The following is a 26947-nucleotide window of genomic DNA, read 5'->3' as shown; positions in this document are numbered from 1 at the left end:
CCCCTATGAATACCGCCGCGAACGTCAACGTAGTGCATGAATCCGAAGCCCAACGCCAACACGCCCGGGTGAAAATCCCGGCCAAGCTGCGCTTCTTCGGACCCGACCGTACGCCTGTGGACACACGGCTCATCGACCTGTCCGCCGGAGGCCTGAGCTTCAATGCCGGGCAGATACCGCTCAAGGTCGGCGACGTGCACAAGGGCCGCCTGCAATTCTTGATCGACAACCTCGGTCTGGCCATGGACGTCGAGATACAGATTCGCTCGTTCGACCGCCAGACCGGCCGCACCGGTTGCCAGTTCCAGAACCTCGAACCGCAGGACATCTCGACCCTGCGCCAGCTGATCACGTCGCACCTGTCCGGTGACATCGTGACCATGGGCGATGTGCTGGCGACCCTGCAACGCGACAACTTCACCAAGGCACGCAAGGTCAAGGACGGTGGCCACGGCATGAGCGCTTTCGGGCGCTTGCGGGCAGTGACCTTCAGCCTGGGGATTTTCGTCGTCGGCCTCGCAGCGTTCGGCTTCGTTTTCAAATCGGTGTACGGCATGTACTTCGTCAGCCACGCCCAGGCCGGTCTGGTCAGCGTTTCCGGCATGAACGTCACCATGCCTCGCGACGGCACCGTCCAAAGCCTGATCAAAACCGATGGCGTTGCGGCCAAGGGCGCGCCGCTGGCGACGTTCAGCACCAGCATGCTCGACGTGCTCAAGGGTCATCTGGACGAAAACCAGTTACAACCGGCCAAGGTTGAAGAACTGTTCGGCAAGCAGATGACCGGCACCCTCACCTCACCCTGCGATTGCACCGTGGCCCAACAAATGGTCGCCGACGGTCAGTACGCCAGCAAAGGCGACGTGATCTTCAAACTGGTGCCGCAGGGCAGCCAGGCCAGTGTCGAAGCGCGCTTCTCCTATCGCCAGTTCGCTGACGTGCGCCCGGGTACGAAGGTGAGTTTCCAGATCGCCGGCGAAGACACTACGCGCACCGGCACCATCGTCAGCAGCACCAGCCTGAAAAGCGAAGACCTGTCGTCCGACATCCGCGTGCAGATCAAGCCTGACGCGCCGCTGGACAGCACCTTCGCCGGTCGCCCGGCAGAAGTCAGCAGCAACCGCGGCCCCTCCTTGAACTGGCTGATCGACAAAGCCATGGCCGCGGGTCTTTAAGCGGAGGACATGCCTGTGACCACCACAAAAATCTCGAACACACCGCAGCCCCTGTGGGAGCGGGCTTGCTCGCGAAGGAATCAGCGCGGTTTGCCTGATGCACCGCAGCGACTGCTTCGCGAGCAAGCCCGCTCCCACATGGGTCATGCGTTCTGCGCACTGGCGTTGGCAGTCAGCATCAGCGGTTGCGCCGGCCTGCCCGACCAGCGTCTGGCCAATGAAGCCCTCAAGCGCGGCGACACCGCGCTCGCGCAGCAGAACTACAAACAACTGGCTCTCCTGGGTTACAGCGAAGCACAGGTCGGGCTGGCCGATATCCAGGTGGAAAGCCGCGACCCGGCGCAGATCAAAGCCGCCGAAGCGACCTACCGTGCTGCCGCCGATACCTCGCCGCGAGCGCAAGCGCGCCTGGGTCGTCTGCTGGTGGCCAAGCCGGGTTCGACCGAAGCCGAGCAACACGAGGCCGAAGGTCTGCTGAAGAAAGCCTTTGCCAATGGCGAGGGCAACACGCTGATCCCGTTGGCCATGCTGTACCTGCAATATCCCCACAGTTTCCCGAACCTCAACGCCCAGCAGCAGATCAGCCAGTGGCGCGCCGCCCGCTATCCGGAAGCCGGTCTGGCGCAAGTGCTGCTGTATCGCACGCAAGGCACTTACGACCAGCACCTGGATGACGTCGAGCGCATCTGCAAAGCGTCGCTGAACACCACCGACATCTGCTACGTCGAGTTGGCCACGGTCTACCAGAAACGTGCCCAACCGGAACAACAGGCGCAACTGCTCAAGCAACTGCACGCCGGATACAGCCAGGGCAAAGTGTCCGCCCAGCGGATGGACAGCGTGGCCCGCGTGCTCGGCGATGCCAGCCTTGGCAAAACGGACGAAAAAACCGCGCAAGCCATGCTCGAGCAAATCGCCCCCGGCTACCCGGCGTCCTGGGTCAGCCTGGCGCAGTTGCTCTACGACTTCCCCGAATTGGGTGACGTCGACAAGATGATGGAATACCTCGAAAACGGCCGCGCCGCCGATCAGCCTCGCGCCGAACTGTTGCTGGGCAAGCTCTACTACGAAGGTAAATGGCTACCGGCCGACGCCAAGGTCGCCGAGCAACACTTCCAGAAAGCCGTGGGCAAGGAAGTCGCCGCCGATTACTACCTCGGCCAGATCTACCGCCGTGGCTACCTGGGCAAGGTCTATTCGCAAAAAGCCCTGGACCACTTGCTGACCGCTGCGCGCAACGGCCAGAACAGCGCCGACTTCGCCATTGCCCAGTTGTTCTCCCAAGGCAAGGGCACCAAGCCCAACCCGCTCAACGCCTATGTCTTCAGCCAGTTGGCCAAGACCCAGAACACCCCGCAAGCCACCGAGCTGGCGCAAACACTCGAAACCCAATTGCCGCCTGCGCAGCTGGCCGAGGCCCAACGTCTGTTGAAACAGGAACAGGCCACACGTGGCGCCTTGAGCCATAGCACGTTGCAAGTCGAGGCCCTGCAAGAAAAAGACGGCGAGGAATCTCTATGAAGCTCAATCCATTCGTTCAAGCCGGAATCGGCCTGACCTTCGCCCTGTTGTGGTCCTGCCCGACATTGGCCGCGATGACTGACACCAAGAACTACGGCCTGGAAGTGAAAGTCACCGGCCAGTCCGAAGACGACAGCGACCTCGGCACCAAGCCCGGCGGCGACGTCAACGGCGTTGCCCTGGACCTGCGTCCATGGGTCTACGGTGAAAGCGGCAACTGGAGCGCCTACGCCATGGGCCAGGCCGTGACCTCGAGCGACATCATTGAAACCGACACCTTGCAGTCCGATACACAAGGCGCCCAGAGCAGCGGCAACAACGGTCGCCAGAGCAAGAAAAACTACCTGGCGATGCGTGAGTTCTGGGTCGGCTACAGCGGCCTGACACCCTACCCCGGCGAGCAGCTGAAACTCGGTCGCCAGCGCCTGCGTAACGACGACGGCCAATGGCGCGACACCAACATCGAAGCGTTGAACTGGACCTTCGACACCACCCTGCTGCGGGCCAACGTCGGTGTTGCCGAACGCTTCAGCGAATACCGCACCGACCTCACCGAACTAGCGCCCAAGGACAAGGATCGCCTGCACGTGTTCGGCGATATCGCAACCCAATGGACGCCTGGCCAGTGGGTCGGGCTGCGCGCCCATCACACCCATGATGACGGCAAGCTCGACTTCCCGACACCCGGCGAAGCCCCTGACTCGCTCGCCAAGAAACAAAACGGCGACCTGAGCTGGCTCGGTGTCGAAGCCAACAGCGACGCCTATAACTGGCGCAACACCAACACGGTCAACTACTGGGCCAGCCTCACCGGTATGAGCGGCAACCGTGACACGGTCAACCCGCTGAACGCCGATGGCAGCCGCCCGATCGATGCCTCGAAAAACGGCGACGTCAGCGGCTGGGCCACGGATCTGGGCGTGCGTCTTCGCCTCGATCCGCAATGGCAAGTCGGCGCGGCCTACGCCCGTGCCAGCGCGGACTACGAGCAAAACGGCCTGCAAAGCAACCGTTCGAACTACACCGGCACGCGCTCGCGGGTTCACCGCTTTGGCGAAGCTTTCCGTAGCGACATGAACAACATGCAAAGCGCCACGCTGTTCGGCTCCTGGATGCTGCAGGACGATTACGACGCCAGCCTGGTCTACCACAAGTTCTGGCGCGTCGACGGCAACAAACCGGTCGGCAGCAACGGTATCAACGCCGTGGAAAACAACTCGGTTAATAACAGCTCTGACGACATCACCGGCGCGCTGCTGTCCAGCACCTCGTTGCCGCTGGTGGATGGCAAGACCGACCTCGGCCAGGAAGTGGATCTGGTGGTCACCAAGTACTTCAAGCAAGGCCTGCTGCCGGCCGGTTTGAGTCAGTCAATCGATGAGCCCTCGGCACTGGTGCGCTTTCGTGGCGGTGTGTTCAAGCCGGGCGATGCCTACGGCAAACAGGTCGACTCGTACATGCACCGTGCGTTCATCGACGTGATCTGGCGCTTCTGATGCGAGCTGCCAAGGGAGTGCCCCAGATGAACAACCCAGCGCTCAAAGGCTCGCTCAGCCTGCTGGTCGGCGCGATGCTGCTGACAAGCTCAGCGGTGTTCGCCAACGTCGAGCCGGTAGCACCTGTGCCAAAAGGGCCGCAAGCGACCGTGGCCAAGGGACTGCAGCAGGCCAAGACCTACACCGTCAGCAGCGCGCCGACCGCATCACTGGAACTGGCGGCACCGAAGCTGCCCGACCTCTCCGGCTACACCGCGCAAGCCGCTGCGGCGAAGATCGTGCGCAGCAAGGCCGGCAAAGTCAGCGTGCGTCGGATGATGCAGGAAGACGCGTTGAAGGACTTCATCGGCGGCGATAACAAGATGGCTGAATGGGTGGTGCGTCAACACGGCATTCCTCAGGCGATCTTCATCGACGACGGTTACGTCAACCTCAAGGACCTGACTCAGAAGCTGCCCAAGCAATACTTCAACGAGACCTCACCCGGCGTGTTCCTCGCCAGGCTGCCGATCGTGGTCGGGCAAAAAGGCATCCTCGAAATCGACCAACAGACGCAAGAGTTGCGCCTGTCCGAAGAGGCCGGTTCGTTCATGGTCAACGACGGTCAGCTGTTTGTGCGTGACAGCAAAATCACGGGCTGGCGCGAGAAGGACAACGGCCCGGCGAGCTTCCGTTCGCCCAGGGACTTCCGTCCGTTCCTGCTGGCCTGGGGCGGCACGCAGACCTACATCGTCAACAGCAAGCTGGCCAGTTTCGGTTACTCCAACAGTAAGTCCTATGGGGTGAGTATTTCCCAGTACACGCCGAACATGGCCAAGGTACTCAAGCGCCCGGAACCGACCGGCTGGATCATCGGCTCCGAGTTCTCGGACATGTGGTACGGCTTCTACTGCTATGAAACCCGCGACTTCGTGGTCAAGGGCAACACCTACCGCGACAACATCGTCTACGGCATCGACCCCCACGACCGTTCCCACGGCTTGATCATCGCCGACAACACGGTGCATGGAACGAAGAAGAAGCACGGCATCATCATTTCCCGCGAAGTGAACGACAGCTTCATCTTCAACAACCGCAGTTACGACAACCACCTCTCGGGGCTGGTGATCGACCGTAACAGCGTCAACAACCTGATCGCCTACAACGAGATCTACCGCAACCATACCGACGGCATCACCCTCTACGAGAGTGCCGACAACCTGCTGTGGGGCAACAAGGTGATCAGCAACCAGCGCCACGGCATCCGCATTCGTAACAGCGTGAACATTCGCCTTTACGAAAACGTCGCCATGAACAACGGCCTGACCGGGGTCTACGGGCACATCAAGGACCTCACCGACACCGACCGCGACATCAAGCTCGACCCGTTCGATGCCGAGGTCTCGCTGATCGTCGTCGGTGGCGAACTGGCGGCCAACGGCAGCGGACCGCTGTCCATCGACTCGCCATTGAGCGTCGAACTGTACCGGGTGTCGATGCTCGCCCCGACCAAATCCAGCGGCATCAGCTTCTCGGGGATCCTTGGCGAACGCCAGGACGAAATCCTCGACCTGCTGGTGCGCCAACAGAAAGCCGTGCTGATCGACCCCGTCGAACGCCAGACCGAAATGCGCGACTGAGGATGACTTTCATGAAGCCCCATTTGATCAAACTGTTCAGCCTCGCCGGCCTGACTGCCGCAATGTTTGCCGCAAGCTTTGCTGCGAGTGCAGACGACGCCAAGGCGCCGAACTTCAGCGCCGAGCCCTGCTGCAACCTGTGCCCGCAAGCGCTCGACGCAAAGAATTACACCACGCGTTATCAGCAAAACTTCACCACCCTGGTACAAGCCCAAGGCGACTGGTTGTTCCGTACCCAGGAAGACTTGCGCACCGAGTTCAATACCACGCCCGAAGGCTATCGTCGGCTCAAGCAACTGCACGACGCGTTCAAGAGCAAAGGTGTTGAACTGGTGGTGGTGTATCAGCCGACTCGTGGTCTGGTGAACCGCAACAAGCTCAACCCGCAAGAGAAAGCCGCGTTCGACTACGACAAGGCACTGAAAAATTACCAGGGCATGCTCGGGCGTTTCGCCGAGATGGGTTACGTGGTGCCGGACCTGTCGCCGCTGACCAACGAATCGCTGCCGGACACCCTGCCCGCCCACGATTTCTACTTCCGTGGCGACCAGCACTGGACGCCTTACGGTGCCCAGCGCACGGCGAAAATCGTCGCCGAGAAGGTCAAGCAGCTCCCGGTTTTCGCCGGCATTCCCAAGCGCGAATTCGAGACCAAGAGGTCCGGGCGCATGGGCAAGACCGGCACCCTGCACAACATGGCCGGGCAGCTCTGCGGCACCAGTTACGCGATCCAGTACATGGACCAGTTCACCACTGAACCCAAAGGTGAAGCGGCAGACGGCGACCTGTTCGGCGATTCCGGCAACCCGGAAATTACCCTGGTCGGCACCAGCCACAGTGGCAAGAACTACAACTTCGCCGGGTTCCTCGAAGAGGCCATTGGCGCCGACATTCTCAACGTCGCTTTCCCCGGCGGTGGTCTGGAAGGTTCGATGCTGCAGTACCTGGGCAGTGAAGACTTCCAGAAGAAGCCGCCGAAAATCCTCATATGGGAATTCTCGCCGCTCTATCGCCTCGACCAGCAAACCATCTACCGCCAGATGATGGCGCTGCTCGATAACGGCTGCGAAGGCAAAGAGGCACGGATGTCCGGCAGCGCCACGCTCAAGCCGGGCAAAAACGAGTTGATGGTCAACAGCAAGAACATCGACCTGCGCAACAGCGACCATCAGGTCGACATCCGTTTCGCCGATCCATCGGTGAAAACCCTGCAAGCCACTCTCTGGTACATGAACGGTCGCCACGAGGACATCAAGATCGACAAACCACACACCGCAGATACCGACGGGCGTTTCGCCTTTGAATTGCGCACCGATGAAGACTGGGCCACGCAGAACCTGCTGGCCGTCGAAATCCAGGGCCCGGAAGCGGGTGCTGCGCCACAAAAAGTCGAAGCGAAAATCTGCAAACGCAACGTATTCCCGGGTGCTGAGCAACGTACCGCTCAGGTCGGGCAATGAGGTCTGTTATGCGAAATCAGAAACTGAAAACCCTGCTTGCACCTACGCTCTTGAGCCTGGCGATGTTCGCCGGGGCGACCCACGCCGCCACGCCGCTGCGCCCGCCGCAGGGTTATTTTGCACCTGTGGATAAATTCAAGAACGGCGACAACAGCGAAGGCTGCGATGCGATGCCGACGCCGTACACCGGCGCCCTGCAATTTCGCAGCAAATACGAAGGCTCCGACAAGGCGCGCTCGACCCTGAACGTCGCGTCGGAAAAAGCCTTTCGCGATACCACCGCCGACATCACCACACTCGAACGCGGCACCAGCAAACGGGTGATGCAGTTCATGCGCGACGGTCGTCCGGAACAGCTGGAATGCACGCTCAACTGGCTTACCGCCTGGGCCAAGGCCGATGCGTTGATGTCCAGGGACTTCAACCACACCGGCAAATCAATGCGCAAATGGGCGCTGGGCAGCATGGCTTCGGCCTACATCCGCCTGAAGTTCTCCGACTCTCATCCGCTGGCAACGCATCAGCAGGAAGCCCAAGTGATCGAGGCGTGGTTCAGCAAGATGGCCGATCAGGTGGTCAGCGACTGGGACAACCTGCCGCTCGAACAAACCAACAACCACTCGTACTGGGCCGCCTGGTCGGTGATGGCAACGTCGGTCGCGACCAACCGCCGCGACCTGTTTGACTGGGCCGTGAAGGAATACAAGGTCGGCGCCAATCAGGTCGACGCGCAAGGCTTCTTGCCCAACGAGCTCAAGCGTCAGCAACGGGCGCTGGCCTATCACAACTACGCCCTGCCACCGCTGGCGATGATCGCCAGTTTTGCTCAGGTCAACGGTGTCGACTTGCGCCAGGAAAACAACGGCGCGCTGAAACGCCTCGGTGACCGGGTGCTCGCCGGGGTGAAAGACCCGCAAACGTTCGAGCAGAAGAACGGCAAGAAACAGGACATGACCGACCTGAAAGTCGACTCGAAATTCGCCTGGCTCGAACCCTTCTGCACGCTCTACACCTGCCCGCCGGATGTACTGGAACGCAAGCATGCGATGCAGCCGTTCAAGAGCTTTCGACTGGGTGGGGATTTGACCAAGGTCTACGACCCGTCACACGAAAAGGGTGGGAAAGGTTCCTGATTTTGTGGAGTGGCTGAAAACCACCCCTCACCCTAACCCTCTCCCCAGAGGGTAGAGGGGACTGACCGAGTTGATTGGGCAAAATACGGCGACCTGAGATATCGAGTCGATCTCAAGTTTTGAAAGCAACGCAGATCGGCTCCCTCTCCTCTCTGGGGAGAGGGATTGACCGAGTTGATTGGGCGAAGTACGGCGACCTGAGATATCGAGTCGATCTCAAGTTTTGAAAGCAACGCAGATCGGCTCCCTCTCCCCTCTGGGGAGAGGGCGGGGGGTGAGGGGTCGATCCAACGGCCAGCCAACCTCTCAAGCAAACACGCAATACACCCCCCAACTCCACGGGGGGTTTGGGGGGGCCGTTGGCCCTTGACTGTTGGTTACACAAGGAGAGATCAGGATGGTGTTTTCATCCAATGTGTTCCTGTTTTTGTTCTTGCCGATCTTTCTCGGCTTGTACTACTTGAGCGGGCAACGCTATCGCAACCTGCTGCTACTGATCGCCAGCTATGTGTTTTATGCCTGGTGGCGCGTGGACTTCCTGGCACTGTTCGCCGGCGTCACGCTGTGGAACTACTGGATCGGCCTGAAAGTCGGGGCGGCCGGCGTGCGGAGCAAACCGGCGCAACGCTGGCTATTGCTCGGCGTGGCGGTGGACCTGTGCATCCTCGGCTACTTCAAGTACGCCAACTTCGGGGTCGACAGCATCAACGCGATCATGAGCTCCATGGGCCTGTCGCCATTCATCCTGACCCACGTGCTGTTGCCGATCGGTATCTCGTTCTACATCTTCGAGTCCATCAGCTACATCATCGACGTCTACCGCGGCGATACTCCGGCGACCCGCAATCTGATCGACTTTGCGGCGTTCGTGGCGATCTTCCCGCACCTGATCGCCGGCCCGGTGTTGCGCTTTCGCGACCTGGCCGATCAGTTCAACAACCGCACCCACACCCTCGATAAATTCTCCGAAGGTGCGACGCGGTTCATGCAGGGTTTCATCAAGAAGGTGTTCATCGCCGACACCCTGGCAGTGGTCGCCGACCATTGCTTCGCCCTGCAAAACCCGACCACGGGCGATGCCTGGCTCGGTGCGCTGGCCTACACCGCGCAGCTGTATTTCGACTTCTCCGGCTACAGCGACATGGCCATCGGCCTGGGCTTGATGATGGGTTTCCGCTTCATGGAAAACTTCAAGCAGCCGTACATCAGCCAGTCGATCACCGAGTTCTGGCGCCGCTGGCACATCAGCCTGTCGACCTGGCTGCGCGACTACCTCTACATCACCTTGGGCGGTAACCGCAAAGGCACGCTGATCACCTACCGCAACCTGTTCCTGACCATGTTACTCGGTGGTTTGTGGCACGGCGCGAACATCACCTACATCGTCTGGGGTGCCTGGCACGGCATGTGGCTGGCGATTGAAAAAGCCATTGGCCTGAACACCTCGCCCCGCAGTTTCAACCCTATCCGCTGGGCGCTGACCTTCCTGCTGGTGGTGATGGGCTGGGTGATTTTCCGCGCGGAAAACCTGCACGTTGCCGGCCGCATGTATGGCGCGATGTTCAGCTTCAGCGAGTGGTCGCTGTCGGAACTCAACCGCGCCAGCCTCACCGGCCTGCAGGTCGCCACCCTGGCAGTGGCGTACGCCACGCTGGCGTTCTTCGGGCTGCGGGACTTTTACCGCAACCGACCTGCGGCGCGGCTCGACGCCACCGCGAACAACCCTGTCAACGGTGACGCCCAGGTGTTGGCGGCCAGTTGGGTTGCGGACTGGCCTCGTTATGCCATGCGCGCGCTGGTGCTGCTGCTGTTCATCGCGTCGATCCTCAAACTCTCGGCGCAAAGCTTTTCGCCGTTCCTTTACTTCCAGTTCTGAGGGATCTGACCATGACCCGCTCATTACGTCTGTTCTACATCGCCCTGTTCCTCGTGACCCTGTTGGTCCTGGGCCTGTGGTCGGTGCGCAGCTTCTTTGGTTTCAACACTAACGCCGACGCGACGGTACTCAACGGCCGCTGGAGCAAAGCCGTTGAGACCCACTACGACGACCACTTCCCGATCAAACGCCTGGGCACCAACCTCTGGGCTCTGCTTGATTTCAAACTGTTCAACGAAGGTCGTCCGGGCGTGGTGCTCGGTCGCGATCAGTGGTTGTACAGCGATGAAGAATTCAACCCGGTGGTCAATGAAGAGCTGAACCTGCAAGGCAACTACGCGCTGGTCGAAGGCGTGCGCCAAACCTTGAAAGCCAAAGGCGTGCAACTGGTGATGGCGATTGTCCCGGCCAAGACTCGCCTGTACCCGGAACACCTGGGTGAAGTGAAACCAACGCGCATTCACGCCGACCTCTACAAGGATTTTCACGCCCGTGTCGCCGCCGACAAAATCCTCGCCCCCGACCTGCTCGGCCCGTTGCAAAAAGCCAAGCAGAACGGCCAGCAAGTGTTCCTGCGTACCGACACGCACTGGACGCCAGAGGGCGCGCAAATTGCCGCCGAGCAATTGGCCAAAACCATCGCCGACAAAACCCCGCTCAGCGGCCAGCCGCAGCGCTTTGTCACCGAGCCAGCAGAGCAAGTCAGCCACAAGGGCGACCTGAGACTGTTCCTGCCGCTGGACCCGCTGTTCGAAAACCTGATGCCCGCGCCAGAGCCCCTGCAAAAGCGCAACACCTACGCGGTTGAGAACCAGCCTGCCGGTGACGACGCCCTGTTCGCCAACAACGAAGTGCCGGTGGCGCTGATCGGCACCAGCTACAGCGCCAACCCGAACTGGAACTTCGTCGGCGCGCTCAAGCAAGCACTGCACAGCGACGTGGTCAATTACGCCGAAGACGGCCATGGCCCGATCCTGCCGATGCTCAGCTACCTGAACAGCGATGCTTTCAAGAACAGCCCGCCACAGGTGCTGATCTGGGAGTTCCCTGAACGTTATCTGCCTGTGAACAACGAAATCGGCGACGCCGACCCGCAGTGGGTCGCAGCACTCAAACAAGCCGGTGCACGCCAACAAAACGTAGTTGTAAACACCAAATCCGAGACGCCCGACCGGGCGCAAAACTGAAAGAGGTAACTCCTATGACTTTCACTACCAATCCTCGTCGTCTCGCCAAGACTTTTGTCCTCGTAGCAGGTATGGGTCTGCTGTCCCAGGCCTTCGCCGGTGGCGACGCGGCACTCTACGGCCCAGTCGCACCGAAAGGTTCGACCTTTGTGCGCATCTACAACGCGAGTAACGCCGAAGTCAGCGCCAGCGTCGGCAGCACCGCTATCAGCGATGTCGCGCCACTGGCCAGCAGCGACTTCAGCTTCATGCCCGGTGGCGACTACAGCGCCAAAGTCGGTAGCCAGAGCCTGCCGCTGAGACTCGCCGCCGACCACTATTACACCCTGGTCAACAACGCCAACGGCCAGCCGCAACTGATCGAAGAACCACCGTTCAAGAACAAGCAGAAATCCCTGGTCCGCGTACAGAACCTCAGCGACAAGGCACTGACCCTGAAGACCGCCGACGGCAAGACCGAAGTGGTCCAGGCCGTCGCGGTCAAGAGCCGTGGCGAGCGTGAAATCAACCCGGTGAAAGTCAGCCTGGCGCTGTTCGATGGCGACAAGAAAGTCAGCGACGTGAAACCGGTCGCCCTGGAGCGCGGTGAAGCAGCGGTGCTCTACGTCACCGGCAACGGCAGCAGCCTGTCGCCGGTCTGGGTCAAGCGCCCGGTCTCGACGCGTTAATGAATTTGCCTGGAATGCCTGCCGATCATCATAGGTATCGAGTCAAGTGAAGTACTTGTGGCGAGCGGGCTTGCCCGCGCTGGAGCGCGCAGCGGTCCCAAATCAGGCGATCGCGGTGTGCCAGATCGAACGCGCGCAACGGTTTTACGACTGCTATGCAGCCGAGCGCGGGCAAGCCCGCTCGCCACAGTCTTTGGACCGACCGGCATTGTGGTCACCCCAAAAAGATGACCGACACGAAATAAGAACAAGAGTGAAACGACAAAACCTCGTCGCTCTAACCCATTACGATTTTGAAGGAGTAACACCATGATTCCAGTGATCTTGTCAGGTGGTAGCGGCTCACGTCTTTGGCCGCTTTCGCGCAAACAGTTCCCCAAGCAATTTCTCGCCCTGACGGGGGAACAAACGCTGTTCCAGCAAACCCTCGAACGCCTGGTGTTCGAAGGCATGGACAGCCCCATCGTGGTCTGCAACAAGGACCACCGCTTCATCGTCAACGAGCAGTTGAGCAACCGTAAACTGGAAGCCCAGCGCATCCTCATGGAACCCTTCGGCCGTAACACCGCGCCGGCGGTGGCGATGACCGCGATGATGCTGGTCAATGAAGGTCGTGACGAACTGATGCTGGTGTTGCCGGCCGACCACGTAATGGAAGACCAGAAAGCCCTGCAACGCGCCCTGGCCCTGGCTACTGTAGCCGCCGAGCGCGGTGAAATGGTGCTGTTCGGCGTACCGGCAACCAAACCGGAAACCGGTTACGGCTACATCAAGTCCGCCAACGATGCGTTGCTGCCCGAAGGCGTCAGCCGGGTCTCGCACTTCGTTGAAAAACCCGACGTGAAACGCGCCACCGAGTTCGTCGAGGCCGGCGGTTATTTCTGGAACAGCGGCATGTTCCTGTTCCGCGCGAGCCGTTTTCTCGAAGAGCTGAAAAAGCACGATCCGGATATCTACGACACCTGCCTGTTGACCCTGGAGCGCAGTGAACAGGACGCCGACACCGTCACCTTCGACGAAGCCACCTTCGCCTGCTGCCCGGACAACTCCATCGACTACGCGGTAATGGAAAAAATCCGGCGCGCCTGCGTGGTGCCACTGTCGGCTGGCTGGAGCGATGTCGGTTGCTGGTCGTCGCTGTGGGACGTGCATGAAAAAGACGCCAATGGCAACGTCAGCAAAGGCGATGTGGTGATCCAGGACAGCCGCAACTGCATGATCCACGGCAACGGCAAACTGGTGTCGGTGATTGGCCTTGAGAACATTGTGGTGGTCGAAACCAAGGACGCCATGATGATCGCCCACAAGGACAAGGTCCAAGGCGTCAAGCAGATGGTCAACACCCTCAACGAACAGGGCCGCAGCGAAACCCAGAACCACTGCGAGGTCTACCGTCCGTGGGGTTCCTACGACTCGGTGGACATGGGCGGGCGCTTCCAGGTCAAGCACATCTCAGTCAAGCCGGGCGCCTGCCTGTCATTGCAGATGCACCACCACCGCGCCGAACACTGGATCGTGGTCAGCGGCACCGCCGAAGTGACCTGCGACGAAAACGTGTTCCTGCTCTGTGAAAACCAGTCGACCTACATCCCGATCGCCTCGGTTCATCGCTTGCGCAACCCGGGCAAGATCCCGCTGGAAATCATCGAAGTACAATCGGGCAGCTATCTGGGCGAAGACGATATCGAGCGCTTTGAAGATATCTACGGTCGCTCTACCCCGATTGAGCGTGGCGTGTCGGTGAAAACTATCGCGCAGTGATTGATCAGTAAAACAAGTAGCCCCTGTCCAGCCGACTGCGTTCCCTGTCCGCAGTGGGTTGGATGGGGCTTTTTAGTGGGAGCTTCAAATCCCCCTAGGTTGGCATGGCGCGCCCAACGGAACCGGATCTGCTGCGTTTACGCACGGCCACTTGAGGTTCTTCGGCAGGAACCGTCATAGGTATGGTTTCAGCAACAGGCGGGCTGAACCCCGCAGCCAGTAAACGAAGTGCCAGAGGACTGGGCGAACTCGCCGGCAATGCGGCGCTATCAGATACTGGAACTTCGGAAGCCGCTAAAAAGCTCGCAGTCGGTCGATCAACAGCAAATGCCGTCGCCCGTTCTACAGAGACGCCCTCGACTGCCAGGGCTTTGATACTGCTCTGTTGTCTGGACTTCATTTGCGCTTGAGCATCAGACACCTCCAACAACTTCCCCCCCGCCTCCATAATACTTCCGATGGCACCGACCAACGGGTTCTTGGAAAATGAAATGAACTTGCCGCCAACCTGAAGGACGCTGGCCACTGTTTCCCTTCGCTCAGCAAGCACTTGCGGGAGTTCCACAGGAAATTCCGCGCCGTGTGTATTCGCAGGGGCAAGGCGACCACCGCCCTCAGCTTTTTGTTTCGGCGTAGGCATCAACCCATCCGCATCACGATAGAACAACGGATTGTTGCGCATGGCCCGGTATCGATTCGGGCCGTCGATGGCGCCCCCGGGGTCAGGGTTGATCCACCGTTGGAGACACGCGGCGTAATACCTTAATCCGTAATAGTGGAGTCCAGTCGCATCTCGCTCCTTGCCCGAATAGCGAAGGGTTTTATGACGGTCTATGCCCTCGCTCCAGGCGGTCTCGCCATACGAATAAAAGACCTCCTGGCTGATCACGCTGCCGTCGCCAGCGAGCTCAATGGTGCAGGAATCCTGATGGTCGGCAAGGCTGTAGCGGTATTGAATGTTGGCAATGCCTCGCGGCGCTGCTGACGGCCAATGCAATACCCGCACGCTAATGAGCCCGGTCTGGAGGGTAATCACCTCCAGCGCTTCTCCAGTGCCCGAGTTGATACGTAATTCCAGCCCCGATAGATAACGCACCTCGTAAACAACGGTGCGGGCATTGGTTTGCAGTGAGCGAACCTTGCGAACACGCTGCCTGTGTCCGTCGTAGCCATAGACCTCGCAATCGTCAGGTTCGACATTGCGCCCTACGGGGGACACGGATTGCAATTGGTTACGCAGATCCCACGTCATGACGCCAGCGGGACTCAACTCCAGCAAGTTACCGTTGGCATCAAAAGCGGCTGCGATTTGTTCCTGCGTCGGTGGCTGGCCGTCCGGGCGAAACGGCAAACAGCGGTTGCTGTACAGCGCAGCCGTCATTTCCAGCCCAAGGCTTCGAGCACCGACATGAGTGCGTTTGAGCAGGTTGCCGCCAGCGTCATATTCGTACGTCTGCTGGTAATTTCGTACAGCAGCGGGATCATTCGGTGCATGCACTTGCGGCCCTCTGTTGAGCGCACTCGCCTCCCAACCGAACGCCTCGATCAATCGGTAAAGGCTGTCATAGCAATACCTCCGGACAGGATCGATGCTCTGATTGGCAAAGTGACGCACGGGCATTGCCCCGTCGGTAATGCTCAACACATTGCCCATTCGGTCATAGTCATGGATCAGCCACTGCAACACCTTGCCGTTGTGATCCTTGCGCTCCATCAGTCGACCGTCTTCGGGTCGATAGCGCAGGCTCGTGATCACCTCATTACCGCTCACCTGCCGCTCGATTTTGCCCTCGGCGTTGTACTCGATCGCGCTGACAACGGTTTGCCAATCGCTTTCGCCGTTCAGTTTCAAACGGCTTTCGCGCACACGGCCGTCAAGGGTGTAACGGTGCTGCTGACGATTACCTTTGGCATCGCGCTGCTCGTGTAAATCGTCAAGGGGGTTGAAACGCCGCAGGGTTTCATAAAACTGCGACTCCAGCAGTGGCTCGCGCTCGTCGGGCAATAGCGGCCAGTCAGGTTGAACGGGATCAACGGTAAAACGTCGGGCCTCGCGGATGCAGTTGCCGCGAATGTCGAACTCAGTGGAGAGAAGCGTTCCCGCCGGGTCGTCGTGACGAATCAGCTGACCGCACTGATTGCGTTCGCGACTCGCGTCATCTGGTCCCGCGTATTCGAAGCGTTCCGCGAAAAGGTCTTGTTCAAGCACAGCCAATGGTCGCAACAGGCGATCATACCGAATCTCCTGCCGAGTGCAGCGACTGTCCCAGCTTCGCAACAGCTCATCGGCAAGCCCCAACAACTGCACGCGCATCCCGGCGTCGACACTGAGCGTTTTCAAAGCCTTGGTAGAAAGTGAGTAAACCGTTGTCTGATTGGCCGGAGTCTTGGGATCATCCTTTTGCAGGTCCCAGAGCCGCGGATCCCACTGTTCGATGGCACGTCCTGCCTTATCGAACACGCTACGACTGATCCGCGCTTGCGCGGCTGCACCTTCTTCACCGCGATAATAATCCACCGTGCGTACAGACAAGCCTCGCGGATCACTGACCACGAGTCGGGGTGTCTTGAAATGCATGCCGCTGGTCCAAGCCTGCACAACGCAACCTCCTTCTTGTTTGTCTGCAAGATGTAGCTCACTCCAGACAACAACGGCTACTGTCAAAAATTACAGTGCCGACCAACGGCATCCAATGCATTGCGCCGATGTCCAGAAGTGCAGGCCTTCGGTAGGATGTTAACCATGCACCCTGGGAGGGTTTGAAGCATGTTCATCGGCGTCCTGCTGGTCATCACCTGGCTGATCCTGTTGCTGCGCTACCCGGCCAAGGCCTTGCCAGTGTCTCTGGCGGCGGCCATCGGGCTGGGGTTGGTCGCAACCTGGGTCATGTGGCTGGACAACCGCGAGATCAAGCAACTCGCGCGGCTGGAGATGCGCATCACCTACGCACCGGAACACTGCCCGGCGGATCGCCCGCTGGAACTGAAGCTGAACAACGGCAACGACGTGCCGCTGACCGAATTGCGCTGGCGGATCGCCGCCTATGCGCCGGGCGATACGGTCAATCTGGCGGACAATCAATACGCCGCGCCGCGCTACCGTGGCCCCGGCGAATTACAGGCCGGCGCCACCTGGGAAGACTGTTTGCCGATGCCGCCGCTGCGTCCGGGCTATCGCCCGCAAACCCTGGAGTTTCGCGCCGAGCATTTGCAAGGTAGTTTCTCTGACTGATCCTTTTCTCCACCCTTCTCCTTGCACAAGGACCGCGCCATGCCCGTCGCATTAATCACCGGTTGTTCCAGCGGCATTGGCCGCGCTCTGGCTGACGCCTTCAAAAACGCCGGGTTCAAGGTCTTGGCCACCGCGCGCAAGGCTGAAGATGTAGCGATACTCGCCGCAGCCGGGTTCACCGCCGTGCAACTGGACGTCAACGACGGGCCGGCGCTTGAGCAATTGAGCGAACGGATCAACCAGCAACACGGCGGCCTTGACGTGCTGATCAACAACGCCGGTTACGGCGCCATGGGGCCACTGCTCGACGGCGGTGTAGCGGCGATGCAACGGCAGTTCGAAACCAATGTGTTTGCCGTGGTCGGTGTCACCCGCGCGCTGTTTCCCGTGCTGCGTCGCGCCAAGGGATTAGTGGTTAATATCGGCAGCGTCTCCGGCGTTTTGGTCACACCATTCGCCGGTGCCTATTGCGCCTCGAAAGCCGCGGTGCATGCCTTGAGCGATGCGCTGCGCATGGAACTGGCGCCTTTCGGCATCCGGGTGATGGAAGTCCAGCCCGGCGCCATTGCCTCCAGTTTCGCCAGGAACGCAGGCGTTGAAGCCGAACTGTTGATCAGCGAACAATCGCCCTGGTGGCCGCTGCGCGAGGGAATTCGTGCTCGGGCCAAGGCTTCTCAGAACAACCCGACCCCGGCGAGCACATTTGCCAACGATCTGCTCAAGGCTGTGCAGCACAGCAAACCGCCGCACTTGTTGCGTTTGGGCAATGGCAGTCGGGCGTTGCCATTAATGGCCGCGTTGTTGCCCAGAAGTCTGCTCGATGTCATTTTGAAAAAGAAGTTCGCGCTCAATAACACGCTCTAACATCCGCCCTCGCGCTGCGGACATCGCTGCGCAGCCTCGGTCAAAACGGTTGCATCCAGGAAGGCACTCAACGGGTGACCACGCCGGTGCTTCTACAAACTGACGGCCTGCCACCCCGTCATGCCGGGGACCTATCACAAAAAAAACAACACCGCTACTGTCAGGAATGACAGTAGACGGCTTACGGCCAGCATCCCCACAGTAAAGCGACTGATCACTTCGAGTACCGATACTCGGCAATCACGAACAGAGGGACAAGCCATGAGCGCTCTTCGCGATAAAGGTGGAAGCCACGATAAAACCTGGGGACCCGACGAGGACGGGGTAGTTACCTTTAAGGTCCTTGGAGACGAAGGAGTGACCTATCCACGGCCGCTCACCGGGGCCATGTTGCAGGCCGACGGCAAACTGATAGTGACCTCAACAGTGGAGCGAACGGATGATCTTATCCTTATGTTCGTCATGGCTCGTCTGACCGTAAAAGGAGAACTGGATCCTCTGTTTGGCGACTGTGGTCTGATCACCGGGCAGTTCGCGCCAGGATTCCATGCTGGCGGGGGCAAATTGGCGTCGAGCCGCGATGGGCGAATCTACATGGCCGGTTGGACAATATCCTCGCAAACACAGAGACAGCACGTGGCGATCCTGTGTGTCGACCAGCAAGGTGAACGGATCGAAGATTTCGGTGTTGATGGGCAGGTGATCGTCGATCAGCCAACCGACAACTATTATCCGCAAGATCCCTGCTTCATCCAGGCCCTGCCGGATGGCAACCTGATTGTCGGGACCAACTATGAAGTCGGGGTGGGTCGGGTCAAAACAGCGGTCTTATTCAAATATGACGCCAAAGGCAATCCCGTCAACAGCTTCGGCACCCTGGGACGAGTCGAAATAAAGATGGCGGACCGGACTCAACCGACATCGTTGAACGACTGCTGTATTTTGGATAACGGACGTATTCTGGTGGCCGGTTCCGCTCGGCTACCGAGAATGCCCCAGACGTATGGGCTGCTGGCGATGCTCAATGAAAACGGCTCACCCAACTTGCTGTTCGGAGATAGCCAAACGCCCTCGATGCTGTTGATCACCCGCAGGTTCACTGACGTGCATTTCAATGCAGTGAAAGAACGCGCACCCAACAGGTTTCTGGCGGCCGGTTTTATCGATCATTCCAAGCCCCACCGGCACTCAGGGATATTGTTTGGTTTTGATGATGGCGGTCAATTTGATCCCGAGTTCAATAACGGAGACTTCCTTGAGGATAACTTGCGACCTGACAGTTTCGACAGTTGGGAGAGCCTGTATGTCGACAGGAACTCGACCATCATGGTCGCAGGCGGGATAGATGGCGGCTATATTGCCGCGTACCGACTGGATGGGACCCTTGATCCAGACTTCGGTAATGGCATCGGCTACATTGAAGAGCCTAACGCTGGCCAGTCAGCCCCCTTCCTGTTGATTCCCTGTCCGCCGGACAAGATTCTCTACTGCTTGAACGGTATAGGCATCTTTGGGAACCTGGGGCATCTGTATCGCTACCATCGATAGAGAGACGGATTTTATTATCGATACCGATCGAGCAGCCACATGGGCTGCTACCGATCCTCGCCCAAGGAGAAAAACCGCATGACGGACTACAGCGAATACTTCAACGAAGTGACCCAGACCCTTGCCGACATCGAGCAATGGTTTTCCGGCTCCGCCGACAAAGGCCTACTGACGCAGTTGCTGGCACGTTTCTCGCCGCAGTTTTCGATGATCGTGCCCGGCGGCAATGCGCTGGATTATCCGGGTTTGAGCGAGCTATTCGATAAACTCGGCGGCGCCCGCCCGGGCTTGAAAATCAGCCTGAGCGAATGGTGCGGGATTGACCAACATGCAGGCGGCGCCACCGTCAGCTACCGCGAAGTGCAATCCGATGCGAGCGGCGTGCTGAATGATCGACGTGCGACGGCGGTGATTGAAAGGCTGCCGTCAGGTGCGTTGCAGTGGCGGCATTTGCATGAGACGTATTGCCAGGGTTGAACCAGACATGATCGCTCCCGCGCTCTGCGTGGGAACGATCAACAGTCGTTTATATAACGCGTCACCTCACCACCCGCCCCCTACATCACCTTGCGTCGCTACCTACACCTGCGCCAGAATCCGCCGGCTTGTGCGCTTTGGCCCTTGCTCCTATTGTTTCCGTGTCACTGCTCATCAGTGATCGGGTCTGCAAGCCCGCCGGAAATAACCAGTTGCACAGCAACACCGTAAGCAAAAGGACGCTTTTTTTGTGTCCGTTTTTATGGCGGCTGTGCGCGGGAGACCTTCGGGTCTGCCGGGTTCCTGGTTTCCCGGTCTTGCAGACCCGTGCATAGCTGCCACCCATCATCTGCAAGTGATATTGGCAGCTCCTTTGGAACAATCAGGAGCATCATCATGTTCAAAGCTACTCCGAATCCTCCCGAAACCGACCCGGTTTCCCCCTACGCCTCCCTCGATTCAAAAGAACTCCACGCCGCCGCGCACCGTGCGCTCGACCATTACCTGGTGCTGCCCGAGACCAAGCAGTTGTTGGCCGACCGACGTCCCGGCTGCATTTTCGTCATAGCGCCCGACATCAACAGCGAAACCCTACTGGCCCACGCCTGCGAGACGCTCGCCTCGGTGAATGTCATGGCCAGCGATCTGGCGTTTGAGCTTGAAGGACCCAAGCGCAATACCGCACTGGCGATTCAGCAGATGATTTCACTGGCCGAATTGGCGGTGAATCGGGCGCTGGATCACCTCGATCCGCCGGATTCACCGCAGTAGCCAATCCGGCGTCAGTCATTGTGGCGAGGGGGCTTGCCCCCGTTGGGTCGCGAAGCGGCCCTAAAATCGATGATCGTATTGCGTCAGAGAGAACGCATCTGTCGGTTTTACGACTGCTTCGCAGCCGAACGGGGGCAAGCCCCCTCGCCACAGGGTTACTCCACGCCGCCCTGCTTCACCACCACCGTACAAGTAATCCCCGCCGCCAACAGCACCCCGTCCGGCACTTCATCAATGTGAATCCGCACCGGCACCCGTTGCGCCAAACGCACCCAGTTGAAAGTCGGATTCACGTCAGCAATCAGCTCGCGACTTTCCGGGTTATCGCGGTCGTAGATACCTCGCGAAATACTTTCAACATGCCCCTTGAGCACTTCGCCGCTCATCAATTGCATGTCGGCCTTATCGCCGACCTTCACATGCGGCAGCTTGGTTTCTTCGAAGAAGCCATAGACCCAGAACGAATTCATGTCGACCACGGCCATTTTCGCTTCGCCGATGCGCGCGTAGTCGCCGCGATGGACGTTGAGGTTGGTGACATAACCGTCCACCGCCGCCAGCACTTTGGTGCGCTTGAGGTTCAACTCTGCGGCCTCAAGCTGTGCCTGGGCCTGTTGGTAATCGGCCAGCGCCGAGTCGGCAATGTTGCTGGCGTCGTCGCGGTTTTCCTTGGAGATCACCAGGTTGTCGAGGTCGGCGCGGCGGTGCGCGTTGACCTTACGCATCTCCCACGTGGCTTTGCGCGAAGCGACCAGCGATTGCGCCTGTTTCACCGCGATCTGGTAGTGCTCGGGATCGATCTGCATCAACAGGTCGCCCTTTTTTACCAACTGGTTGTCACGCACCGGCACGTCGACCACTTCGCCGGTGACGTCGGCGGCGACGTTGATGATGTCGGCGCGCACCCGGCCATCACGGGTCCACGGAGTGTCCATGTAATGCACCCAGAGGGTCCGGCCGATCCACAGCGCGAGGGCCAGTACCAACAAGGTCGCGAGCAGACTGAAGAGTTTTTTCATCGAATCGGTCTCAAGGGTAAACAGTCAGCGCAAGGGCGCCGAACAAACAGGTGAAGAGGCTCAGGCGCAGCAGCGCCGGGTGCCAGAAGAAGCGGTACAGATCAAACCCGGACAAAAACCGGTCGAGTGCCCAGGCCACTGCCGCAGCGATGAAAAACATCAGGGTCATGGTCGGCATGTACACGCCGTGGAAGGCGATTTCACGAGGCATGGTCAGGTCCTTGCGGGGCTGCGAGTGCCGCCAGCGGCGATTGCGGGTCGAGCAACGAGGTGCGGATAAAATGCAGGTAACTCTTCACCCGACGCAGGGCCGAGGTGTCGAAGTGCGGGGCGAAGGGTTCGTCGGTGGCCTGGACACGGTTGATGGCGTGGTCGACCGCCACCAGGCTGCGTTCCAGATTGCTCTGGCTCGGTTGCAGAAACAGCCGCACCAGCGAGCGCCCCATGACCCGGATCGCCTGGCGCCACGGTTGGGTTTCGGCATACGCCGGGTGCACCGGAAGAATCGCCTGTTCCTTGCGCAACTCGATGATCGCGTGGCCGACTTCCAGCACCACGAACATCCAGCGCAGCAGATCGCGCTGCACCTGCGGCTGTCCGGTGGCCAGGCCATAAGCCTGGTGCACCAGATCGCGGGTGCTGCTTTCAAAACCCGATGCCAACCCCTTGAGCTTGCCGCTGATGGCGAACACCACTTGCCCGCGCAAGTCCTGTTCCAGTCGCCGCCACAACCAGCGACTATTGGGCGGCAGGATGATCGCCCCGGCTGCCGCGCACACCAGCATGCCCATGATCATCGCGATGTAGTCGTTGATGAAGGTGTAGGGGTTGTAGACCGTCAGGTTATCCGGCACCGAACCGGTGCTGAAAAAGATCAGCAACCCCAGGCCGACACCGGCGTACTGCGGCCGTGAGGTGAGAAACGAACCGAGCACGATCACCGGCGCCAACATCACGCACAACAGTGGGAAACCGTCGATCCACGGGAAGATGAAAAACATCTCGACGAAGCCGATCAGCGCACCGAGCAACGTCCCGCAGGCCATCTGGAACGCCATGCGCTTGGGGTTTGGCGTGGCCGCCGAGAGACCGACCGTGGCAGCAGCGATCAAGGTCATGGTCACGCCGCTCGGCCACGCGGTGGCGACCCAGTAACTGCCCAGCACAATCAGAATGAACGACGCCCGAATACCCGCTGCGGTCGACGCCTGCCAGTTGGTTTTCGGGGTGTAGGGCTCATCCCATTGCTCGCGTTCGTGGCGGTGCTCGGCCAACGAGGCGTGGGTCTGTGCATAACTGTGCACTTCGTCGACGAAGCGGTAGAGCAACTCGTAGGCGGTGTGGAAATCCAGTTGCTCGGCGTCGCTCGGTTCGTTCTGCTGAAAGCTCGCCCGCAAGCTGCGCACCCGCGCCGGCAGCCCTTCTTTATAGGCGGCCAATTGCGCTGCCAGACGCGCTGCGTCGGCATGCGTCAGCGCACGACCCGAGAAGCCATCGAGCACTTCGGCCAAGTCCTGCAACCCGGGTTTGATCGCCGCCACTACCTGTTCGGTGCCGCTGCTGCGCAAGCGTTCGAGCAATTGATGCAAGGCGTTGAACCGGGTGGTGATGCCCATGAATTCGCTGTTCAAACGACTGAGCCGACCATTGCGCCGACGCATGTGCGGGTCTTCGAACACGGTGACGCTGCGCAAGCCTTCCAGGCCCACGGCTTCAGCGATAAAGCGCACGTTGCCGGCTTCGAAAGCCTCGCGTTGGCTGCGCCCGCGCAAGCCATCGGTGACGAACAGCGCAAACACTCCGAAGCGCTGATACAAGGCGTTGCGCATCGCGGCGCTGGCGGTTTGCGGGAGGATCGCGGCGCTGACCAGGGTCGAGCAGAGAATCCCCAGGGAGATTTCCAGCACCCGCCAGACTGCCGCCATGAACGCGCCGTCCGGGTGCGCCAACGCCGGCAAGCCGACCATCGCCGCCGTATAACCGGCGAGCACAAAACCATAGGCGCGGAAGTTGCGATAACGCGCGGCACCGGCCGTGCAGATGCCGACCCAGATCGCCAGCGAACCGAGGAACAGTTCGGTGTTCTGGGCGAACAAGGCAATCAGCGCGACCATCACCGCCGAGCCAGCCAGCGTACCGAGGAAGCGATAGAAGCTCTTGGCGAACACCTGACCGCTCTGCGGCTGCATGACGATGAACACGGTGATCATCGCGGTGCGCGGTTGCGGCAGTTCCAGGCGCATGGCCAGCCAGAGGGTCAGGAACGCGGCGATCAGCACCTTGAAGATGTAGACCCAGGTCACGCCGTCACTGCGTGCCCAGTCGAAAAAACCCCGGCGCCATTCAAGGGAATACAGCCAGCGCAGCGGTGCAGGCAAGGGAGTCATGGTGTCCTGCTCAGTGGTCGAGGGCAGAGAGAATGGCTGGGGTTTTCGGCGCCTGGACTTTGCTGTCGGGCGGCACGTCGTTACCGGCGCCGAGCCCGCCGCCAAGGGCAGTGACCAGTTCGGCATGGGCGCTCAAACGCGCGGCCTGAACCTGTTGTTGCACTTGCTGCTGCTTGAACAGCAGGCTCTGGGCATTCAGCACGTTGAGGTAATCAGTGAGCCCGCGCTGATAGGCGATCATCGCGATGTCGTAGGTTTTCTGCGCCGCCGCCACCGACTCTTCGGCGAAGGCTTGCTGTTTGTCCATGGACTCGCGGCGGATCAACTGGTCGGAGATGCTTTTGAGCGCATCGACCAGGGTCTGGTTGTACTTGGCCACGGCGATGTCATAGCCGGCCGAGGCTTCGCCCAGTTCCGAGCGCAAGCGCCCACCGTCGAAGATCGGCAGGGTGATCGCCGGCCCGACGTTGTAGTTGAGCTTCTTGCCGGTCAGAAACTCCAGCGCCCCGCCACCGGTGGCCATGTAACCAAGGCTGCCGACCAGATCGACGTTGGGGTAGAAGCCGGCGTGCGCCACGTCGATACCGCGCGCCTGGGCCGCGACTTGCCAGCGACTGGCGACCACGTCCGGGCGTTGACCGAGCAATTGCGCGGGTAATGCCGAGGGCAGTTTCAGTGCGGCACCAAGGGACAAAGTCGGACGCTGCAACTGTGCGCCCTCCCCTGGTCCTTTGCCTGCCAGTGCCGCAAGTTGATTGCGGCTCAGGGCGATTTCTTCGTCCAGTGCATCCAGTTGCCGATGGGTTTCCGGCAACGGGGTTTGTGCCTGGCTGACTTCGAAATGGGTGCCGATGCCGCCATCCAGGCGCTTTTGTGCGAGGTCGAGAATCTGCTGTTGCTGCTTGAGGGTCGCGACCACGATGTCCCACTGCGCGTAATGCAGCGACAGCTGGATGTAGGCGCGGACCACGTTGTTCTGCAATTCAAGCTGAGCCATGCGCGCCTCGGCGGCGCTCATGTGGGCCATGTCGACGGCGCGTTCGGTGGCATTGCTTTCGCGGCCCCACAGGTCGAGGGCGTAGCTGAAGCCGAGAGCGGCATTGTTGTCCCAAGTGGTGGTGTTGGCCAGTTCGCCCGGGCCGTAGAACTGGTCGGTCGGCCAGTTATGGCGTTTGAGCGTGGACTGGCCATTGACCTGCAACGACTCGGCCGACTCGGCAACACCGGCCATGGACTTGGCCTGACGCACTCGAGCAGCGGCCATGGCCATGCTCGGACTGCCTTGCACGGCGAGGTCGATCCAGTGATTGAGTTGCGGGTCGCCATAGGCCTGCCACCACTGCGCGGTGGGCCAGTGAGCGTCCTTGGCGGCGCTTTGGATGGCCTCGTCGGTGGCCAATGTATTGGCATCGAATGCCTTGCCCTGTGGGGCAATACCTCCGGTTCCGATGCAGCCGCTGATTGCTAACGATAAAACCCAAACACTGAGAGTCTTCAGCTCTCTGCTGATGCGACGCGGCACTGCTGAAAATTCCTGAGGTGGGGAGGACGTCCCGTAAGAGATGGGCGCAATTCTAGGGGCGGGCTTGAGCAGCGATAAGCCGGGAATCCTGTGAATCTTTGTTACCGTTCACGAGATAATCCCTTGGTCGCATTCATTGGTCGCCTGTAAAAAAGCAGCAACTTCGTGTCACAATTTGTCATCGCACCCGAGAGCACCCCATGGACACTTTGCAAAACATGCGCGCCTTCAGCTGTGTCGCCGAAGCCGGCAGCTTCACTGCCGCTGCCGTGCAGCTCGATACCACGACAGCCAACGTCTCGCGCGCGGTCTCCAACCTGGAAGCCCACCTGCAAACCCGCTTGCTCAACCGCACCACCCGCCGCATCGCCCTGACCGAGGCCGGCAAACGTTATTTGCTGCGCTGCGGGCAGATCCTCGCCTATGTCGAGGAAGCCGAAGCCGAGGCCAGCGACGCCCATGCGCGCCCGGCCGGGCAGCTCAAGGTGCACACCATGACCGGGATCGGTCAGCACTTCGTGATCGATGCGATCGCCCGCTATCGCAAGTCCCACCCGGACGTGACCTTCGACCTGACCATGGCCAACCGCGTACCGGATTTGCTGGACGAGGGCTACGACGTATCGATCGTGCTGGCCAGCGAACTGCCGGACTCGGGTTTCGTTTCGCAACGGCTGGGCATCACCTACAGCATCGTTTGCGCGTCGCCTGCTTATGTAAAAGCCAACGGCTGCGCGCAGAAGCCCAGCGACCTGCTGAATCACGCCTGCCTGCGCCTGGTCAGCCCGGTGATTCCGCTGGAGAAATGGCTGTTCGACGGCCCGGAAGGCCAGGAAATGGTCACCATCAACAGCTCACCGTTTCTGGTGAACTCCGCCGACGCGATGAAAACCGCGATCATCAGCGGCATGGGCATTGGTGTGCTGCCGGTCTACGCCGCCATCGAAGGCCTGCGCAACGGTAGTCTGGTGCGGGTCATGCCCAACTACCGCTCGCAAGAGCTGAACCTGTACGCCATCTACCCGTCGCGCCAGTACCTGGATGCGAAGATCAAGACCTGGGTCGAGTACCTGCGCGGCTCGCTGCCGGAGATCCTCGCGGCGCATCAGGCTGAATTGGCGGCGTATGAGTTGAGCGGGAGTCTGGGTGGAGCTCGGGTGGCCAATTGATCCTAAGGATTGACCCGATCCAGTGTGGCGAGGGAGCTTGCTCCCGCTCGAGTGCGCAGCGC

At 60.1% G+C, this 26947-nt stretch carries 21 protein-coding genes; 16 read left to right on the top strand and 5 right to left on the bottom strand.

Going from position 1 to position 26947, the window contains the following annotated elements:
- The first annotated feature begins 5 nt into the window (after nucleotides 1-5).
- From KRR23_RS27560 to KRR23_RS27515, 10 genes are all read left to right on the top strand, one after another.
- Nucleotides 6-1175, top strand: coding sequence for an alginate biosynthesis protein Alg44 (locus tag KRR23_RS27560; protein WP_216745006.1), 1170 nt, complete (start codon nucleotides 6-8; stop codon nucleotides 1173-1175).
- Between the two features lie 9 nt (nucleotides 1176-1184).
- On the top strand, nucleotides 1185-2696 hold the full coding sequence (algK, locus tag KRR23_RS27555; RefSeq protein ID WP_216745005.1) for an alginate biosynthesis TPR repeat lipoprotein AlgK: 1512 nt from the start codon (nucleotides 1185-1187) through the stop codon (nucleotides 2694-2696).
- Nucleotides 2693-4192, top strand: coding sequence for an alginate export family protein (locus KRR23_RS27550; protein ID WP_216745004.1), 1500 nt, complete (start codon nucleotides 2693-2695; stop codon nucleotides 4190-4192). The genes algK and KRR23_RS27550 overlap by 4 nt, the downstream gene beginning before the upstream one ends.
- Before the next feature lie 26 nt (nucleotides 4193-4218).
- Nucleotides 4219-5811, top strand: coding sequence for a mannuronan 5-epimerase AlgG (gene algG, locus KRR23_RS27545; protein WP_253912286.1), 1593 nt, complete (start codon nucleotides 4219-4221; stop codon nucleotides 5809-5811).
- Between the two features lie 11 nt (nucleotides 5812-5822).
- Nucleotides 5823-7271, top strand: a complete 1449-nt coding sequence (locus tag KRR23_RS27540) for an alginate O-acetyltransferase (protein ID WP_216745002.1) — start codon at nucleotides 5823-5825, stop codon at nucleotides 7269-7271.
- An 8-nt stretch (nucleotides 7272-7279) separates the two neighbouring features.
- Nucleotides 7280-8404, top strand: a complete 1125-nt coding sequence (locus tag KRR23_RS27535) for a mannuronate-specific alginate lyase (protein WP_216745001.1) — start codon at nucleotides 7280-7282, stop codon at nucleotides 8402-8404.
- Nucleotides 8405-8801: 397 nt separating this feature from the next.
- On the top strand, nucleotides 8802-10280 hold the full coding sequence (locus KRR23_RS27530; RefSeq protein ID WP_216745000.1) for an MBOAT family protein: 1479 nt from the start codon (nucleotides 8802-8804) through the stop codon (nucleotides 10278-10280).
- Nucleotides 10281-10291: 11 nt separating this feature from the next.
- A complete protein-coding gene (locus KRR23_RS27525; RefSeq protein ID WP_216744999.1) occupies nucleotides 10292-11467 on the top strand; it encodes an alginate O-acetyltransferase in 1176 nt (391 codons plus the stop codon).
- Nucleotides 11468-11481: 14 nt separating this feature from the next.
- A complete protein-coding gene (locus tag KRR23_RS27520) occupies nucleotides 11482-12135 on the top strand; it encodes an alginate O-acetyltransferase AlgF (protein ID WP_216744998.1) in 654 nt (217 codons plus the stop codon).
- A gap of 309 nt (nucleotides 12136-12444) precedes the next feature.
- Nucleotides 12445-13896 (top strand): mannose-1-phosphate guanylyltransferase/mannose-6-phosphate isomerase, encoded by a 1452-nt coding sequence (locus KRR23_RS27515; protein WP_216744997.1) that lies wholly within the window; start codon nucleotides 12445-12447, stop codon nucleotides 13894-13896.
- Nucleotides 13897-13990: 94 nt separating this feature from the next.
- Here KRR23_RS27515 and KRR23_RS27510 read toward each other — a convergent pair whose 3' ends face one another.
- The gene (locus tag KRR23_RS27510; RefSeq protein WP_216744996.1) at nucleotides 13991-16474 is read right to left on the bottom strand and encodes an RHS repeat-associated core domain-containing protein; all 2484 of its coding nucleotides are present in this window, start codon (nucleotides 16472-16474) and stop codon (nucleotides 13991-13993) included.
- Nucleotides 16475-16663: 189 nt separating this feature from the next.
- On the opposite strand from KRR23_RS27510, the gene KRR23_RS27505 reads away from it, so the two are divergent.
- From KRR23_RS27505 to KRR23_RS27485, 5 genes are all read left to right on the top strand, one after another.
- A complete protein-coding gene (locus KRR23_RS27505) occupies nucleotides 16664-17128 on the top strand; it encodes a multidrug transporter (protein ID WP_216744995.1) in 465 nt (154 codons plus the stop codon).
- A gap of 39 nt (nucleotides 17129-17167) precedes the next feature.
- Complete coding sequence (locus KRR23_RS27500; RefSeq protein ID WP_216744994.1) at nucleotides 17168-17992, top strand: SDR family oxidoreductase; 825 nt, start codon at nucleotides 17168-17170, stop codon at nucleotides 17990-17992.
- A gap of 261 nt (nucleotides 17993-18253) precedes the next feature.
- Nucleotides 18254-19540, top strand: coding sequence for a hypothetical protein (locus KRR23_RS27495; protein ID WP_216744993.1), 1287 nt, complete (start codon nucleotides 18254-18256; stop codon nucleotides 19538-19540).
- A gap of 78 nt (nucleotides 19541-19618) precedes the next feature.
- Nucleotides 19619-20017: a DUF4440 domain-containing protein gene (locus tag KRR23_RS27490; RefSeq protein WP_216744992.1), complete on the top strand. Its 399-nt coding sequence runs from the start codon at nucleotides 19619-19621 to the stop codon at nucleotides 20015-20017.
- 396 nt (nucleotides 20018-20413) lie between these two features.
- Entirely contained in the window at nucleotides 20414-20788 is a 375-nt protein-coding gene (locus KRR23_RS27485; RefSeq protein WP_216744991.1) for a DUF6124 family protein, read from the top strand.
- 155 nt (nucleotides 20789-20943) lie between these two features.
- Here KRR23_RS27485 and KRR23_RS27480 read toward each other — a convergent pair whose 3' ends face one another.
- The 4 genes from KRR23_RS27480 to KRR23_RS27465 are packed head-to-tail and all read right to left on the bottom strand — an operon-like array spanning nucleotide 20944 to nucleotide 25716.
- Nucleotides 20944-21807 (bottom strand): HlyD family secretion protein, encoded by an 864-nt coding sequence (locus KRR23_RS27480; RefSeq protein WP_216744990.1) that lies wholly within the window; start codon nucleotides 21805-21807, stop codon nucleotides 20944-20946.
- 10 nt (nucleotides 21808-21817) lie between these two features.
- Nucleotides 21818-22018 carry a DUF1656 domain-containing protein gene (locus KRR23_RS27475; RefSeq protein ID WP_019691945.1) on the bottom strand — a complete coding sequence of 67 codons (201 nt, stop codon included), beginning with the start codon at nucleotides 22016-22018 and terminating at the stop codon, nucleotides 21818-21820.
- Nucleotides 22008-24194, bottom strand: coding sequence for an FUSC family protein (locus KRR23_RS27470; protein ID WP_216744989.1), 2187 nt, complete (start codon nucleotides 24192-24194; stop codon nucleotides 22008-22010). The genes KRR23_RS27475 and KRR23_RS27470 overlap by 11 nt, the downstream gene beginning before the upstream one ends.
- 10 nt (nucleotides 24195-24204) lie before the next feature.
- Entirely contained in the window at nucleotides 24205-25716 is a 1512-nt protein-coding gene (locus tag KRR23_RS27465) for an efflux transporter outer membrane subunit (protein ID WP_216744988.1), read from the bottom strand.
- Between the two features lie 200 nt (nucleotides 25717-25916).
- Here KRR23_RS27465 and KRR23_RS27460 point away from each other — a divergent pair, with 200 nt between their 5' ends.
- Nucleotides 25917-26885, top strand: a complete 969-nt coding sequence (locus KRR23_RS27460; protein WP_216744987.1) for a LysR family transcriptional regulator — start codon at nucleotides 25917-25919, stop codon at nucleotides 26883-26885.
- Nucleotides 26886-26947: the final 62 nt, after the last annotated feature.

Origin of the sequence: Pseudomonas sp. CVAP#3 (assembly GCF_018986375.1) — a bacterium.
In the GTDB taxonomy this organism is placed as follows: domain Bacteria; phylum Pseudomonadota; class Gammaproteobacteria; order Pseudomonadales; family Pseudomonadaceae; genus Aquipseudomonas; species Aquipseudomonas helvetica.
This window is presented reverse-complemented; position numbering and strand designations above follow the sequence as displayed.

Excerpts from the sequence above, each read along its gene's own strand:
- KRR23_RS27560 (WP_216745006.1), top strand. The coding sequence starts at position 6 with ATGAATACCGCCGCGAACGTCAACGTAGTGCATGAATCCGAAGCCCAA.
- algK (WP_216745005.1), top strand. The coding sequence starts at position 1,185 with ATGCCTGTGACCACCACAAAAATCTCGAACACACCGCAGCCCCTGTGG.
- KRR23_RS27550 (WP_216745004.1), top strand. The coding sequence starts at position 2,693 with ATGAAGCTCAATCCATTCGTTCAAGCCGGAATCGGCCTGACCTTCGCC.
- algG (WP_253912286.1), top strand. The coding sequence starts at position 4,219 with ATGAACAACCCAGCGCTCAAAGGCTCGCTCAGCCTGCTGGTCGGCGCG.
- KRR23_RS27540 (WP_216745002.1), top strand. The coding sequence starts at position 5,823 with ATGAAGCCCCATTTGATCAAACTGTTCAGCCTCGCCGGCCTGACTGCC.
- KRR23_RS27535 (WP_216745001.1), top strand. The coding sequence starts at position 7,280 with ATGCGAAATCAGAAACTGAAAACCCTGCTTGCACCTACGCTCTTGAGC.
- KRR23_RS27530 (WP_216745000.1), top strand. The coding sequence starts at position 8,802 with ATGGTGTTTTCATCCAATGTGTTCCTGTTTTTGTTCTTGCCGATCTTT.
- KRR23_RS27525 (WP_216744999.1), top strand. The coding sequence starts at position 10,292 with ATGACCCGCTCATTACGTCTGTTCTACATCGCCCTGTTCCTCGTGACC.
- KRR23_RS27520 (WP_216744998.1), top strand. The coding sequence starts at position 11,482 with ATGACTTTCACTACCAATCCTCGTCGTCTCGCCAAGACTTTTGTCCTC.
- KRR23_RS27515 (WP_216744997.1), top strand. The coding sequence starts at position 12,445 with ATGATTCCAGTGATCTTGTCAGGTGGTAGCGGCTCACGTCTTTGGCCG.
- KRR23_RS27510 (WP_216744996.1), bottom strand. The coding sequence starts at position 16,474 with ATGCATTTCAAGACACCCCGACTCGTGGTCAGTGATCCGCGAGGCTTG.
- KRR23_RS27505 (WP_216744995.1), top strand. The coding sequence starts at position 16,664 with ATGTTCATCGGCGTCCTGCTGGTCATCACCTGGCTGATCCTGTTGCTG.
- KRR23_RS27500 (WP_216744994.1), top strand. The coding sequence starts at position 17,168 with ATGCCCGTCGCATTAATCACCGGTTGTTCCAGCGGCATTGGCCGCGCT.
- KRR23_RS27495 (WP_216744993.1), top strand. The coding sequence starts at position 18,254 with ATGAGCGCTCTTCGCGATAAAGGTGGAAGCCACGATAAAACCTGGGGA.
- KRR23_RS27490 (WP_216744992.1), top strand. The coding sequence starts at position 19,619 with ATGACGGACTACAGCGAATACTTCAACGAAGTGACCCAGACCCTTGCC.
- KRR23_RS27485 (WP_216744991.1), top strand. The coding sequence starts at position 20,414 with ATGTTCAAAGCTACTCCGAATCCTCCCGAAACCGACCCGGTTTCCCCC.
- KRR23_RS27480 (WP_216744990.1), bottom strand. The coding sequence starts at position 21,807 with ATGAAAAAACTCTTCAGTCTGCTCGCGACCTTGTTGGTACTGGCCCTC.
- KRR23_RS27475 (WP_019691945.1), bottom strand. The coding sequence starts at position 22,018 with ATGCCTCGTGAAATCGCCTTCCACGGCGTGTACATGCCGACCATGACC.
- KRR23_RS27470 (WP_216744989.1), bottom strand. The coding sequence starts at position 24,194 with ATGACTCCCTTGCCTGCACCGCTGCGCTGGCTGTATTCCCTTGAATGG.
- KRR23_RS27460 (WP_216744987.1), top strand. The coding sequence starts at position 25,917 with ATGGACACTTTGCAAAACATGCGCGCCTTCAGCTGTGTCGCCGAAGCC.